Raw genomic sequence first — 13,183 nt, 5'->3', positions numbered from 1 at the left:
CGGGGGCACTGTCCGATGTGGACAGTGCCCTGCAGAGCGCACTTAGCCCGCGAAAGTCGCGCGACCCGGAGGGGCACCTACTTGGCGGGCTTGGGCTTCGGGACGGGCTTCGGCGGGGTCTCGTCCAAGCCGATCACGGGCGGGACGACCTGGCCGGGCTCGCCGACCACGTCGGACGGCTTCGTGGCCGGCCTCGTCTTCGCCTGGTGAGCCGTCCCGCCTCCCCCGCCCATTCCCCCGGCCATCCCCGTGGGCGCCATGCCCATCGGCATCATCCCCGCCCCCGCTCCCGCGGCGGACTGGCTCTGCGCCGGCGCGGCCTGCACGGGCGCGACTTCCGGGATCGGCGCCTGCCCTTGCTCGATGAGAGGCTCCTGCGACCCGGTCTTCCGGCCGTCGGAGGGACTCTGATCCGCCGCGGACGGCGACGTCACCTGCTCGTCGGAGGCAGCCCCGGAATCCGGCTCAGCGGCTTCAGAACCGGCGGAAGTGGCCTTCTCCGGCGCCCCGGCGGCCGCGGAACCGTCGTGGAGCTTGAACTCGTCTTGTGGGTATCGATGAGCGATCTCGATGCTTCGCGACGCCGCATCGGGGTCGTCGACGCCGTCGCAAAGCCGTACAAAGCCCTCGATGACGTCACGAGCGGCCTCGAAAAGCGCCTTCGCCGACTCCTGCGTCTCCTCCAGCTGAGCTCGCGCCCGCCGGACTCCGCCGACCGGGAGCATCGCGGTCTCGGAGGTCAGCTCGGCCGTGTCGACCAGGACCTCGACGAGGTCGGTCAGGATGCGGCGGATCGACAGCACCAGTTCGTCGAGTGAACCCGCCAGCGTGTTGAGGGCCTCTTCGACGTCGGAACTCGCGACGTTGATGTCCCCGATGTACGCGACGAACGCGTCGGCGTCCTTGCCCGACCATCCGGCGTCCAGACGGCCGAGGTCCTCCAACAGTTCGGCGGAGACGGTGCCCGTGGTCTTCGCCGCCTTCCGGAGCCGGTCCGCCTCGTCCTTCAAGTCCTCCCAGCGCCCCGCCAGCGGGGCCAGGTAGGTCTCGACCGGATCGATCAGCCCCAGCTGGCCGGACAGCTCCGTGAGAAAGGCGAGATGCGGTGCCGCGGCCTCGACCAGGTCGTCGCCCCCCGAGCCGAGCGCGTTTAGCGGGCTAAACGCGCTCTCTGCGGCCGGGCGCGCGGACGCCATCGGGTGCGGGATGGAATCGGTCGGGTTCTCCGACTCGGCGATCATGCGGTTCAGAGCTCCACGGCGCGTTTGATCATCTGGGCGGCCTCGTCGTCGTGCCCGGCATGCCGCGCGGTCACGGTGTGCAGAGCCTCCGACGCCGACCGCAGCGCGCCCGCGCCCTCGGCGAGCTGCCGCCGGATCGCCTCGGCCGCACGTCCGTAAGACGCGCCGAGTCCCAGCTCTTCCCCCAGCGTGCCGTGGGATTCGACGGTGACGCCGTCTCCAGTCACCTCGGCGGCCGCCAGTTCGAGTTCCCCGGCGGCCGCGTCCACTCGCTTCGCATACTCACCGACGACGGCGCCGTCGATCTTCAGGCCGGCCACTGCACCCTCCACTCACCCAGTAGTGCTTGGGCGTTGAGACGCTCGCGCCGACCCGGAGGTTCCCGCGATCAGTTCCCCGCCGGAGCCTGCTGCGACGGCGTGGCCACCGTGCCCGCCCGGTCATCGATCGGCACGGTGTCGAACGTCCGGAGCACGTCTTGCGTGTTCAGCGAGGCTCCGTTCGGCAGCATCCTGATGATCGCCTCCGGCGCCGGCACCCGCTTGGTGAGCCCGATCGAGTCCGCTGTGACGGCATCGGGAACCCCGTAGCGGATCCCGCGATCGGAGATCAGCTGGATCGGCCCCTTGTCGAAGGTCTCCTTGCCGGTGGCCGACTGGACGACGGCCGCGAAACCGGGCTCCATGTAGAAGCTGTTGATCGGCGCGCCGACCGGTCCGGGGGTACCGATCTTGACGCCGGGCGCGGTGCCGTCGGCGTTCCTGCCCTTCGGCAGCTTGTCGTCGACGAACACCGCGGTGTGGCCGTCCCTGCTGCCGCCCTCACCGGTGAGAGACCAGCTCAGGCAGGAAACCCGGGATCCCTGGGTCGCGTCGAGCACGGTCGGCACGGTCTGCGGGTAGGACTCGACCTCGACGAAACCCTGCTGCCCCTGGGCGACCCGCGTGATGGTGCGGACCTTGCCCTGCGCCACCGGCATGACCGAGGTACTGCCGTCGTTCTTCCCGGTCTGGACGATGTCCGCGACGGCCGGGGAAACGAGCTGGATCCCTTCCTTCGTGATGAGGTAGAAGTCCTTCTTCCCCTCGGCCTGCTCGGTGGAGAAGACGTCCCCGACCTTCAGTCCTTCGATTTCGAAGTTGGGCGATTCGCCCTTGCCAGGGACGTCCGGCAGCTTCAATTCCGGCACCTCGGGAATCGCGTCCAGCAACCCCTGGGAGATACCGCGGTACTGGGCGGGCAGTTTCAACGCGGAAGTGACGGCGGTCGATTCGGGCTTGATCTCGGCCTTGACGGCGTTCGCGTTCGGCAGGTTGGGATTCGACGCCAGCCGATAGATCAGATAGGTCCTGCCGTTGGCGCCCTTGGCGAGCAGGGCCTCGTTCTGGCCGAGCTCACGGTTCCCGAGCTGTTTCACACCCGAGTAGACGGTCGTCTCCGTCTTGGCGAGGTCCGGCTGGGGCACCGTCTGGTCGAACATGACCTCGTCGCATACGCCCCAATCCGACGCCACCCGCTGGGTGTCCGTCGGCATCAGCTGCGGGCCGTTCGGGATGCCCATCAGCTGGCCGCGGGGGATGTTCTTCAGCTGTTCATCCGAGACCACTGTGGGGTTCTTCACTTCAGAAGCCTGCGGGGGCCCGGCGGGCTTCGCCCCCGCCTGCTGCGTGCCCTGCTTCGACTGCGCCATGATCAGCAGCCGCGCGGACGCGAGGTTGAAGGTCGGGATCAGTTTCTTCGGGTTTCCCGCCACGACGTAGACGGTCCCGGACTGTTCACCGATGACGATGTTGCCCGCCTCCGGCACGGAGGGCTTCGGGCTCAGTAGCCCCCAGATCACGAAGACCAGGACGCCAAGCGCGGCCAGCACGATGCCCACGATGGTGGCGCGCGTATGCGTGCGCATCGGGTCGTGGAGCATGACGGCGTCGCGACGGACCAGCGCGGATTGCATCCGGCGCAGAACGAACTGATAAGCCTGAACTTGAGACTTAGTAGTCGGTGTTGATGGCATTCTCGACCTACAGTCCTCCCCGTCGCGGTACGGTTCCGCAGGATAGCCGTACGGGGACCGTCTGGTGTGGGGTTTCTACCAACTCCAGCTAGTGTCAAGTTCCTCGGGACCGGCTTTCCGGGTACGCAGCACGCACGAGGGGAAGAGAAAGCGCGGATGTCCGTCACCACTCCTCCACGTCCGCCCGGCCCTCCGGGGTCTCAACCTCCGGGTCGTCCGCCGGGACCACCGCCGAGGCCCGGCAGGCCTGGCGGGCCGGGAGGTCCGGCCGGGGGCCCGGGAGGCCCCGGTGTTCCTCGCGGACCCGGTGGCCCTGGCGGCCCAGGAGGGCCTGGTGGCCCGCAAGGTCCTGGTGGCCCGGGAGGCCCTGGGGGGCCTGGTGGCCCAGGCGGACCTGGTGGTCCCGGTGGCCCTGGCGGTCCTCCGCCCGGTGGCCCGGGTGGCCCAGGTGGCCCTCCGCCCGGTGGCCCCGGTCCGCAGTCCGGTCCTCCGCCCGCACCCGTGGCGCGGATCGCGGCGCCGTCGCGACGCCGGACCGGTGGGATCAACCTCGGCCCGCTGCCGGTGGCGAACCTCGTCGCGCTCGAGCTCGGTCTCGCGATCGGGCTCGTCCTGCTGGCGATCGACATGAAGCTGAAGTACGTGGCGATCGGCGTGCTCGCGTTCGCGATCATCATCGCCTTCCTTCGCTGGGGCGGCCGCTGGTTCACGCAATGGGCCGGACTTACCATGCGGTACTCGTTCCGTTCGCATGATCGCGTGGCGAATCCGCTTCCGCCGAGCAGCATCGAGACGCTCGCCGCTGAAGAGGACGCCGTCACCGGTCCCGACGACGCCCGCGTGAACCTGCTTCGCCTCGCCGTTCCCGACCTCGTCGTCGCGCACGGCGTCGACCACGAACGCCAGCAGGTCGGCCTCGCCTGGAACGACGGGACGTGGACCGCCGTCCTGCTCGTCGAACCCGCGCCCGGGCTGATCACTCAGGCCGGTGGCGCGCCGAGTCTGCCGCTGTCGGCTCTCGCACCGTGTCTCGAAGACCGCGGCGTGGTCCTCGACTCGATCCAGATGATCTGGCATTGCTACCCGGGCAGCGCGGCGCTGCCGTCGGATTCGCCCGCGCTGAGCTCCTACATGGAGGTGCTCGGCCCGCTTCCCGCCGCCGCGCGGCGGACCACGTGGGTCGCCATCCGGCTCGATCCGCGCCGGTGCCCGGCGGCCATCCGCGAACGCGGTGGCGGCGTCGTCGGTGCGCATCGCGCGCTGATCGGCGCGCTGTCGCGGGTACGGAACGCCCTGGAATCGCAAGGCGTGCCGACCCGGCCGCTCGACCCGGATGAGCTGCTGCGGTCCAGCATCTCGGCCGCGGAACTGACCGCGGTCGCCGGTTCGCCCGCGAAAGTCGGCCTGCAGGAGCGCTGGACCGGTGTCACCGCGGCGGGCATCGGGCACGCGAGCTACGCGATCACCAGCTGGCCGAAGGGCAAGATCAGCGGCAGCCTGAACGCGCTGACCAGTGTCCGCGCGCTGTCGGCGACGGTCGCGATGTCTATCTCCCCGTCCGCGGACGAAGGCAAGATCGGCCTGCGGGGCATCGTGCGCCTGAGCGCACGGAACCCGCGTGAACTGGACGTCGCCGACCAGCGGCTGCAAGGGATCTCGGACCGGCTGGGTGTGACACTGACGCCGTTGCGAGGCCTGCAGATCTCCGCGTTCGCCGCGACCCTGCCGATCGGAGGCACGGCATGAGCACCCGTATGCGCGACGCCGGCCAGAACGCCGGTATCGCCCCGGAATTCACCGTCGACCCGGCGATGCTCGACGCGATCAGCCCGTCCGGCGACCGAGGCGGGATCGTCCTCGGTTCCGGGCTCAAAGGCGAACCGCTGACGATCTCCGCGCTGCGCTCGACGCCGACCCGGATCGTGCTGGTCGGCGGCCTGTACCTGGCACGTCAGGTGGCGCTGCGGGCGATGGCCGTCGGGGCGTGGGTCGTCGTGGCGACCGGGCGGCCCGCCGCGTGGCAGGTTCTCCCCCAGGCGGCGGGCAACCAGCCCAACGGCAGGCCGTCGCCGCTGGTCCAGATCCGGCGGCTGTCGCCGGTCGACCTGCCGCGGCCGTCCGAGGACGCGCCCCTGCTGGTGGTGACCGACGGCGGCCCGACGCCGCAGGACCTGTTCCCGCCGCGGTCGCCGTGGCAGACGACGGTCTACGTGCTGCCGTACCTGCACCCGCAGGCAGGCGCGACCGCGAACGCGGCGGACCTGGTGCTGATGCAGCGGCTCCCGCCAGGGCAGGCCGAACTGGCCGCGCGGATCTGGCGGCTCCCGCCGCAGATGATGAAGCAGCTCACGACGTTGAAGGACGACCAGGTCGTCGCGCTGGGCCGCAACCTCTGGCGCCCGCTTCGCCTGGTCACCACGGCGAAAGAGCAGCAACTCCTTGGCCCTGTGCGCCGCGGCGACTGACCCGCCCGCTTCGCGTTTCGCGGGCTAAGTGCGCTCTGCAGGGCACTGTCCACATCGGACAGTGCCCCCGTTTTGCGTCGCCCTCCCAGAGCGCACTTAGCCCGCGAAAGTCGCGCGGCGGCGGGAAGCGGGTCGCGAGTTGGTCCGTCAAGAGGCGATCGTGCCGGCTGTGGATAACCCCGGGGTTGTGGACAAGTCGACCCGGTGAGGGCGCGAGTGGCTGGTCTTGTCGGTCCTGACGATCACCGTGTCGGGCATGACCAAGCCATTCGATTCAACCCACCTCCCCGACGTCTTCCGCGGCTCCGAGGCACGGAAAGCGGGTCTCATCACGGCGGGCCAGCTACGCGGTTCGAGCGTCAGGAGGCTGTTCCAGGACGTCTACACGCCAGCCCACACCGAAGTCACGCACGAGCTGAGATGCCGGGGTGCCGCGTTGCTGGCGCCCCCGGAGGCCGTGCTGACCGGCCGATCGGCCGCGACCATTCAGGGCGTCGAACTGGCCAAGCCCGGCGACCCGGTCGAAATGGTCGTCCCGGAGAAGCATCGCTTCGGCCCGATCGACGGCATCAAGATCCGGCGCACGGAGGTCAAGCCCGAAGAATCGAAGCCGTGGAACGGCATTCGTATCGCCCGCAGGACCCGAGTAGCGCTGGACCTCCTTCTCCGGCTTTCTCCTCGCAAAGCCGGATGGGTGCGGCGGCTCCGCATCGGCGTCCCGGACCTGGACCAGTTCATGAGGGCGGAGAACCTGACCGACCTGCATCTCAACAGGGAGTTCTACGGTCGCCGCAATCGGGGAATCCGCTTGGCCCGACATGCTTTACGGCTGTCCGATACGCGCGCGGAGTCGCCCCGGGAATCAGAACTGCGAATAGTCCTGTCCGCCGGTGGTATCGCGGTCGAACCCCAGGTCGAGGTCTTCTCCCGGAAAGGCCGTTTCCTCGCCCGCCTGGACCTCGCGGATGAGAAGTTCAAGGTCGCCGTCGAATACGACGGCCGATGGCATAACACGCCGCAGCAACAAGCCCACGACCGCAAACGCCGAAGACAGGTGGAAGCCGAGGGCTGGCGCTTCGTCATCGTCACCGCCGACGACCTCGCGAGCGACTTCAAAGGCATCATCGAGGCCGTCTGGAAGGCCCGCCGCGGCGCGTTTAGCCCGCTAACCGCGCCGCGCCCGGATCCGGGGCAGGGTCAGGAAGGGGTGCGCATGGCGCGCGTTTGATCGGCGCGGGTGGCGAGTTCGGTGTCGGGCGGGTAGTCGACGGCCACCAGCGTGAGGCCGTGTGCGGGAGCGACCGCGCTGTCGCGCGTACGGCTCTCCAGGACGCCGCCGGGCCAATCGAGCGGACGACGGCCGTCACCGACCAGAAGCAGTGCCCCGACCAGGCTCCGCACCATGGAGTGGCAGAACGCGTCAGCGGAGACGTCGACCTCGACCGCGTGCGGTCCAGTACGCCGCCAGACGAGCCGCTGCAGCTCTCGAATGGTCGTCCCGCCCTCCCGCTGTTTGCAGAAGGCCGCGAAGTCCTGGAGCCCCAAGAGAGACTCCGACGCCTCGTTCATCGCGTCGATCGAGAGCGGCCGTCCCCAAGCGAGGGTGTCGTGACGCCGCAAGGGATCCACGCCCCAAGGCGCGTCCGAGACGCGGTAGAGATAGTGCCGCCGCACAGCGGAAAACCGCGCGTCGAACCCAGGCGCTGCCACGCGGGCACCCAGCACCCGCACATCACCCGGCAGGTACCGATTCCAGCGGTGACGCATCCGCCCCAGGTCAGGGATGCCCTGCTCGTCCAGTTCCAGGCGACCGGATCGCGTTTTGCCCGCTAAAGGCGCCACGTCCACGTGGACCACCTGGCCGGCCGCGTGCACACCGGCATCGGTGCGGCCGGCGACGACGACGGACTTCGGGACCGAGGCGCCTGGAGGCTGCTTCGCGAGTGCTTCTTCCAGGACGCCCTGAACCGTGCGCCGGCCGGGCTGCCGCGCCCAGCCGGAGAAATCGGTGCCGTCGTAAGAGACATCCAGACGCAGACGAACGAGCCCGCCCTCCGCAGTGGGAGTGGCGGGCTCGTCCGGGGTGTTCGGTGCCGTCAGGACGTCAGTCCTTCTTGCTGTCCGCGTCCGCGGCGGGGGCCTCAGCGGCCTCGTCGGCGGCGGGAGCCTCGGTGGCCTCCGGAGCCTCGGTGGCGGCCGTGTCGGCCGCCTCAGGGGCGTCGGTGGTCTCCTCGGCAGCCGGAGCGGCGGCCTTCGGCTCGTCCTTGGCGAACTTCGTCTTGCGCGCGGCCTCGGCCTCGGCGGTGACGGTCTTCTCGGCCACCAGTTCGATGACCGCCATGGGGGCGTTGTCGCCCTTGCGCGCCATCGTCTTGGTGATCCGGGTGTAGCCACCCGGACGCTCCGCGAAGAACGGACCGATTTCGGCGATCAGCTTGTGCACGACGTCCTTGTCGCGCACGATGCGCTGGATCTGACGACGGTTGTGCAGGTCGCCCCGCTTCGCCTTCGTGATCAGCTTCTCGGCCAGCGGGCGCACCCGCCGGGCCTTCGCCTCGGTCGTCGTGATCTTGCCGTGCTCGAACAGCTGGGTGGCCAGGTTGGCCAAGATCAGCCGTTCGTGCGCGGGCGACCCGCCGAGACGGGGTCCCTTTGTGGGGGTGGGCATCGGTTCTCCTCGTTCAGCTCACAGCTGGAGGCCGGGGCCCCCCCACCCCTACCGGTGAGGGAGCCGAAGCTGGCCTTACAGCTGCTCCGTCTCTGCGTAGTCCTGGCCATCGTCGTGGCCGTTGTCCGAAATTCCGTCCGTGATGCTGTCGACGCCCTCGGACCAGCCTTCGCCGTCGTAGCTGGCCGCGGCCGCGGTCGGGTCGAACCCGGGCGGGCTGTCCTTCAGCGCGAGGCCGAGACCGACGAGCTTGAGCTTGACCTCGTCGATCGACTTCGCACCGAAGTTGCGGATGTCCAGCAGGTCGGCCTCGCTGCGCGAGACCAGTTCGCCGACGGTGTGGATGCCCTCGCGCTTGAGGCAGTTGTACGACCGGACGGTGAGGTCCAGGTCCTCGATCGGCATCGCGTAGGCGGCGATGGTGTCCGCCTCCTGCGGCGACGGGCCGATCTCGATGCCCTCGGCGTCGACGTTCAGCTCGCGCGCGAGACCGAACAGCTCCACCAGCGTCTTACCGGCCGACGCGACGGCGTCCCGCGGCGTGATCGACGGCTTCGTCTCCACGTCCAGGATCAGCTTGTCGAAGTCGGTGCGCTGCTCGACACGGGTCGCCTCGACCTTGTAGGTCACCTTCAGCACCGGGGAGTAGATGGAGTCGACCGGGATCCGGCCGATCTCCGCGCCCGCCTGCTTGTTCTGCAGGGCCGGAACGTAACCGCGGCCGCGCTCGACGACGAGCTCGATCTCGAGCTTGCCCTTGCCGTTCAGCGACGCGATGTGCAGATCCGGGTTGTGCACGGTGACACCGGCCGGGGGCACGATGTCGGCAGCCGTGACCTCACCGGGGCCCTGCTTGCGCAGGTACATGGTGACCGGCTCGTCCTCTTCCGAGGACACCACGAGCTCCTTGAGGTTCAGGATGATGTCGGTGACGTCTTCCTTCACCCCGGGAACGGTGGTGAATTCGTGCAGCACGCCGTCGATGCGGATGCTCGTCACGGCCGCGCCCGGAATGGACGACAGCAGCGTGCGACGCAGCGAGTTGCCGAGCGTGTAGCCGAAGCCGGGCTCCAGCGGTTCGATGGTGAACCGGGAGCGGGTCTCGTTGACCGTCTCTTCGCCGAGAGCCGGCCGCTGGGAAATCAGCATCTTTCCTAATTCCTTTCCAAACGGCGCCCGCCATATGACACCGAAAGGGATGGCGAAGCGACGGCGCACTCAGGACGCCGCCGCCCGTGCCCACACCGGGCCGGGGTTTCCCCGGCCCGGTGATGGATCACTTCGAGTAGAGCTCGACGATCAGCTGTTCCTGAACCGGAACGTCGATCTGAGCGCGCTCCGGGAGCTGGTGGACCAGCACACGGAGGTTGGACGGAACAACCTGGAGCCACGCGGGAACGGGACGTTCGCCGAACGACTCCTTCGCAGCGACGAAGGGCAGCATCGCGAACGACTTCGGCCGCACGTCGATGATGTCCCACTTGCTGACCTGGTACGAGGGCACGTTGACCTTGACGCCATTGACCACGAAGTGGCCGTGGCTCACCAGCTGACGCGCCTGACGGCGGGTGCGGGCGATGCCGGCGCGGTAGATCACGTTGTCCAGGCGGGACTCGAGGATCTGCAGCAGGTTCTCACCGGTCTTACCGGGACGCCGGACGGCTTCCTTGTAGTACCGGACGAACTGACGCTCGAGAACGCCGTAGGTATAACGAGCCTTCTGCTTCTCCTGCGACTGCAGGAGGTACTCGGACTCCTTGATCCGACCGCGGCCGTGCTGGCCGGGCGGATAGGGGCGACGCTCGAAAGCCTGGTCGCCGCCGATGAGGTCAACCTTGAGGCGACGCGAAATACGCGTCGCGGGGCCGGTGTAACGAGCCATTTCTTCTTACTCCTCCCCGTTCCTCAGACCCGGCGCCGCTTGGGCGGGCGGCAGCCGTTGTGAGGCTGCGGGGTCACGTCCTGGATGGTGCCGACCTCAAGGCCGGCGGCCTGCAGCGAGCGGATCGCCGTCTCGCGGCCCGAACCCGGGCCCTTCACGAAGACGTCGACCTTCTTCATGCCGTGTTCGGCAGCCTTGCGGGCGGCGCTCTCGGCGGCCATCTGCGCGGCGAACGGGGTGGACTTACGCGAGCCCTTGAAGCCCACGTGACCACTCGACGCCCACGCGATCACGGCACCGGTCGGGTCCGTGATCGAGACGATGGTGTTGTTGAAGGTGCTCTTGATGTGCGCGTGGCCGTGCGCGACATTCTTCTTTTCCTTGCGGCGGACCTTCTTGGCCCCCGCCGCAGTACGAGACTTCGGTGGCATGTTCTGAGGGTTCTCCTGTTAGCGCGCGTTCTCTTGGTGAGCGGCGACCGCTTCGGCCTGACCGCGACGGATGATCGATCCGGCGTCGGTGTACAGGTTGCGGAGCGCCATCGGGCGGGCGTAGAGCGCCTTGGGCGAGACACAAGCCGAGCCGCGACGGTGAACGCCGCCCATCTGCACGACCTTCTTGCCCTGGAGGCTCACTTCTTGCCAGCCTTCTTCTTGCCGGCGACCGTCTTCTTCGGACCCTTGCGGGTGCGGGCGTTCGTCTTGGTGCGCTGACCACGGACGGGAAGTCCGCGACGCCAACGAAGGCCCTCGTAGCACCCGATCTCGATCTTCCGACGGATGTCGGCGTTCACCTCACGGCGAAGGTCACCCTCGACCTTGAAGTTCTCCTCGATGTAGACCCGCAACTTGGCGAGGTCGTCATCGCTCAGATCCTTGACGCGAGTGTCCGCGTTGAGCTCGGCAGCCGCGACGAGCTGCTTCGAGCGGGTACGGCCGATGCCGTAGATGTAAGTCAGCGCGATCTCCAACCGCTTTTCGCGGGGGAGGTCTACGCCAGCGAGTCGTGCCATTGGCGTTGATGCTCCTTCATAGAATTCGTCTTCAGGTCTGCTCCCCGTCCGGTCCCGGGACCGACTCGCCTGTCGTGCCCTTGGCTCGCGCTTCGGGTGTCCCGGCCCCGGCCTGAAGTCCGGGGGTGAACCGGGCCGTTCGCACGGCCCGGCAGGTGCGGGGAGATTGTGTAGCCGTCAATCCACTCTGAACGAGTGCGAGTGATCAGCCCTGCCGCTGCTTGTGCCGCAGGTTCTCGCAGATCACCATGATCCGGCCGTGACGGCGGATCACCTTGCACTTGTCGCAGATCTTCTTGACGCTCGGCTGGACCTTCACGTCTCCTGCTCTCCTGCTTGTGCTAACTCGTCGTGATCACTTGTAGCGGTAGACGATGCGACCACGAGACAAGTCGTAGGGCGAGAGCTCCACGACAACCCTGTCCTCGGGCAGGATGCGGATGTAGTGCTGCCGCATCTTGCCGCTGATGTGTGCAAGGACCTTGTGGCCGTTCTCCAACTCGACGCGGAACATCGCGTTGGGGAGCGGCTCGACTACGCGGCCTTCGACCTCGATGGCCCCGTCTTTCTTGCCCATGTCCTCCGCATTTCCTGTCGCTACGCTGTGTTATCAGTCAGAGCTTGAGTGCTTGGCTGGGTGGTGCTTCGGCACACTCCTCCCCGGGTCCAATGTCGTTCGCGAGAAGTCACGAGCGCGCAGGATCCGGGCGCGATGAGTACACCGACTTGACAGTGTACGCAACCCGTGTCGTGAGCCCCAAACGGGGGGTGACTGTGTTAGGTGACCCCTGAGCCCACCTGTAGCGACCTTCACCATCCTACGCCCCCGCCGACGTGCGTTTAGCGGGCTAAACGCGCTCCGGCGGGCCCGTGATCTGGCGGGTTCCGCGGGTCGAGGTGCACCCGGTTGGGGGCGACGCGGGGAGGCCTCGGCGGCCGGCCCGGGAGGTCCTCCTGCCGACGGGCCGACCTGCGTTTAGCGGCCTAAGTGCGCTCCGGCGCCCACGCGCGTTTAGCGGGCTAAACGCGCTCCGGTGGTCGCGATCAGGGGGCTAAACGCAGGCCGGGGCGGGAGTGGAAGCGGGGTCAGGCCTCTTCGGGGGCGGTCAGCACCCAAGGGCCGTCATCGGTGATGGCGACGGTGTGCTCCCAGTGCGCCGCGCGCGAGCCGTCCGCGGTCACGACGGTCCAGCCGTCGTCGAGTTCGACGGTCTCACCACCGCCACCGGTCAGCATCGGCTCGATCGCGAGCGCCATCCCGGTCTTGAGCCGCGGGCCCTTGCCCGGTTTGCCGAGGTTCGGCAGGAACGGGTCCATATGCATCTGACGACCGATGCCGTGACCGCCGTACTCGACGATCATCCCGTACTCGACGCCGTCTTCCCGGCTCGCCTTCTCAGCCGCGGTCTGCACGGCGTGCGAGATGTCGGTGAGCCGGCCGCCGGACGAAACCGCGGCGATCCCCGCCCACATCGCGGCCTCGGTGGCCGCCGAAAGCGCGAGATCCGCCTTCGACACCTCACCGATCGCGAGGGTGACCGCGGAGTCTCCGTGCCAGCCGTCGAGGATCGCGCCACAGTCCACGGAGATGATGTCGCCCTCGTCCAGGACCAGCGCCGACGACGGGATGCCATGGACGATCTGTTCGTTCACCGACGCGCAGATCGACGCCGGGAAGCCGTGGTACCCCTTGAACGAGGGCACCGCGCCGGCGTCGCGGATCGTCTGCTCGGCGAGCTCGTCGAGATCGGCCGTAGTGGCTCCCGGCTTGGCGGCTTCGCGCACCGCGGCGAGGGTGCGGGCGACCACCAGACCGGCCGCCCGCATCGCCTGGAGCTCGCCAGGGGTCTTGATTTCGATCATGCGCCCACGACGAAGCCGTTGCAGTACACGCAGTCCTC

General features: G+C 68.4%; 16 protein-coding genes. 3 read left to right on the top strand and 13 right to left on the bottom strand.

Annotation, left to right across the window (positions count from 1 at the left end; genetic code table 11):
* Positions 1 to 77: 77 nt before the first annotated feature.
* The 3 genes from AB0M65_RS13280 to eccB form a co-directional block, all read right to left on the bottom strand.
* On the bottom strand, positions 78 to 1,241 hold the full coding sequence (locus tag AB0M65_RS13280) for a WXG100 family type VII secretion target (protein WP_364026083.1): 1,164 nt from the start codon (positions 1,239 to 1,241) through the stop codon (positions 78 to 80).
* Between the two features lie 5 nt (positions 1,242 to 1,246).
* Complete coding sequence (locus AB0M65_RS13275; protein ID WP_364026080.1) at positions 1,247 to 1,561, bottom strand: type VII secretion target; 315 nt, start codon at positions 1,559 to 1,561, stop codon at positions 1,247 to 1,249.
* A 68-nt stretch (positions 1,562 to 1,629) separates the two neighbouring features.
* Positions 1,630 to 3,255 carry a type VII secretion protein EccB gene (gene eccB / locus AB0M65_RS13270; protein WP_364026077.1) on the bottom strand — a complete coding sequence of 542 codons (1,626 nt, stop codon included), beginning with the start codon at positions 3,253 to 3,255 and terminating at the stop codon, positions 1,630 to 1,632.
* 564 nt (positions 3,256 to 3,819) lie between these two features.
* Between eccB and eccE the strand changes: the two genes are divergently transcribed.
* From eccE to AB0M65_RS13255, 3 genes are all read left to right on the top strand, one after another.
* Positions 3,820 to 5,001, top strand: coding sequence for a type VII secretion protein EccE (gene eccE / locus AB0M65_RS13265; RefSeq protein ID WP_364026101.1), 1,182 nt, complete (start codon positions 3,820 to 3,822; stop codon positions 4,999 to 5,001).
* The gene (locus AB0M65_RS13260) at positions 4,998 to 5,720 is read left to right on the top strand and encodes a hypothetical protein (protein WP_076163018.1); all 723 of its coding nucleotides are present in this window, start codon (positions 4,998 to 5,000) and stop codon (positions 5,718 to 5,720) included. Before eccE ends, AB0M65_RS13260 begins: the two co-directional genes overlap by 4 nt.
* A gap of 256 nt (positions 5,721 to 5,976) precedes the next feature.
* Positions 5,977 to 6,948, top strand: a complete 972-nt coding sequence (locus tag AB0M65_RS13255) for a DUF559 domain-containing protein (RefSeq protein WP_364026098.1) — start codon at positions 5,977 to 5,979, stop codon at positions 6,946 to 6,948.
* Here AB0M65_RS13255 and truA read toward each other — a convergent pair.
* The 10 genes from truA to map all read right to left on the bottom strand — a co-directional run bounded on the left by truA (position 6,918) and on the right by map (position 13,145).
* Entirely contained in the window at positions 6,918 to 7,751 is an 834-nt protein-coding gene (truA, locus tag AB0M65_RS13250) for a tRNA pseudouridine(38-40) synthase TruA (protein WP_364026095.1), read from the bottom strand. The two genes, AB0M65_RS13255 and truA, sit on opposite strands and share 31 nt — an antisense overlap.
* A 73-nt stretch (positions 7,752 to 7,824) precedes the next feature.
* Complete coding sequence (gene rplQ, locus AB0M65_RS13245) at positions 7,825 to 8,388, bottom strand: 50S ribosomal protein L17 (RefSeq protein ID WP_034304270.1); 564 nt, start codon at positions 8,386 to 8,388, stop codon at positions 7,825 to 7,827.
* 75 nt (positions 8,389 to 8,463) lie between these two features.
* Complete coding sequence (locus AB0M65_RS13240) at positions 8,464 to 9,537, bottom strand: DNA-directed RNA polymerase subunit alpha (RefSeq protein WP_005166811.1); 1,074 nt, start codon at positions 9,535 to 9,537, stop codon at positions 8,464 to 8,466.
* 127 nt (positions 9,538 to 9,664) lie between these two features.
* Entirely contained in the window at positions 9,665 to 10,270 is a 606-nt protein-coding gene (rpsD, locus tag AB0M65_RS13235) for a 30S ribosomal protein S4 (protein WP_037314696.1), read from the bottom strand.
* Positions 10,271 to 10,293: 23 nt separating this feature from the next.
* Complete coding sequence (gene rpsK, locus AB0M65_RS13230) at positions 10,294 to 10,701, bottom strand: 30S ribosomal protein S11 (protein ID WP_020643222.1); 408 nt, start codon at positions 10,699 to 10,701, stop codon at positions 10,294 to 10,296.
* Between the two features lie 18 nt (positions 10,702 to 10,719).
* Positions 10,720 to 10,905 carry a hypothetical protein gene (locus AB0M65_RS13225; protein ID WP_364026071.1) on the bottom strand — a complete coding sequence of 62 codons (186 nt, stop codon included), beginning with the start codon at positions 10,903 to 10,905 and terminating at the stop codon, positions 10,720 to 10,722.
* Positions 10,902 to 11,282, bottom strand: a complete 381-nt coding sequence (gene rpsM / locus AB0M65_RS13220; protein ID WP_101612179.1) for a 30S ribosomal protein S13 — start codon at positions 11,280 to 11,282, stop codon at positions 10,902 to 10,904. Before rpsM ends, AB0M65_RS13225 begins: the two co-directional genes overlap by 4 nt.
* Before the next feature lie 205 nt (positions 11,283 to 11,487).
* Positions 11,488 to 11,601 carry a 50S ribosomal protein L36 gene (rpmJ, locus tag AB0M65_RS13215; RefSeq protein WP_004558882.1) on the bottom strand — a complete coding sequence of 38 codons (114 nt, stop codon included), beginning with the start codon at positions 11,599 to 11,601 and terminating at the stop codon, positions 11,488 to 11,490.
* 36 nt (positions 11,602 to 11,637) lie between these two features.
* Positions 11,638 to 11,859 carry a translation initiation factor IF-1 gene (infA, locus tag AB0M65_RS13210; protein ID WP_005166804.1) on the bottom strand — a complete coding sequence of 74 codons (222 nt, stop codon included), beginning with the start codon at positions 11,857 to 11,859 and terminating at the stop codon, positions 11,638 to 11,640.
* Between the two features lie 509 nt (positions 11,860 to 12,368).
* Entirely contained in the window at positions 12,369 to 13,145 is a 777-nt protein-coding gene (map, locus tag AB0M65_RS13205) for a type I methionyl aminopeptidase (RefSeq protein ID WP_364026067.1), read from the bottom strand.
* Between the last annotated feature and the right edge of the window lie 38 nt (positions 13,146 to 13,183).

The sequence above is a fragment of the Amycolatopsis sp. NPDC051071 genome (genome assembly GCF_040682875.1).
Classification (GTDB): Bacteria; Actinomycetota; Actinomycetes; order Mycobacteriales; family Pseudonocardiaceae; genus Amycolatopsis.
The sequence above is the reverse complement of the archived record's forward strand: the minus strand, read 5'-3'. Positions and strand labels throughout refer to the sequence as shown.

Coding starts and splice junctions, on each gene's coding strand:
- AB0M65_RS13255 (WP_364026098.1), top strand. CDS start 5,977: ATGACCAAGCCATTCGATTCAACCCACCTCCCCGACGTCTTCCGCGGC.
- AB0M65_RS13280 (WP_364026083.1), bottom strand. CDS start 1,241: ATGATCGCCGAGTCGGAGAACCCGACCGATTCCATCCCGCACCCGATG.
- AB0M65_RS13240 (WP_005166811.1), bottom strand. CDS start 9,537: ATGCTGATTTCCCAGCGGCCGGCTCTCGGCGAAGAGACGGTCAACGAG.
- map (WP_364026067.1), bottom strand. CDS start 13,145: ATGATCGAAATCAAGACCCCTGGCGAGCTCCAGGCGATGCGGGCGGCC.
- rpsK (WP_020643222.1), bottom strand. CDS start 10,701: ATGCCACCGAAGTCTCGTACTGCGGCGGGGGCCAAGAAGGTCCGCCGC.
- AB0M65_RS13260 (WP_076163018.1), top strand. CDS start 4,998: ATGAGCACCCGTATGCGCGACGCCGGCCAGAACGCCGGTATCGCCCCG.
- rpsD (WP_037314696.1), bottom strand. CDS start 10,270: ATGGCTCGTTACACCGGCCCCGCGACGCGTATTTCGCGTCGCCTCAAG.
- rplQ (WP_034304270.1), bottom strand. CDS start 8,388: ATGCCCACCCCCACAAAGGGACCCCGTCTCGGCGGGTCGCCCGCGCAC.
- infA (WP_005166804.1), bottom strand. CDS start 11,859: ATGGGCAAGAAAGACGGGGCCATCGAGGTCGAAGGCCGCGTAGTCGAG.
- rpsM (WP_101612179.1), bottom strand. CDS start 11,282: ATGGCACGACTCGCTGGCGTAGACCTCCCCCGCGAAAAGCGGTTGGAG.
- eccB (WP_364026077.1), bottom strand. CDS start 3,255: ATGCCATCAACACCGACTACTAAGTCTCAAGTTCAGGCTTATCAGTTC.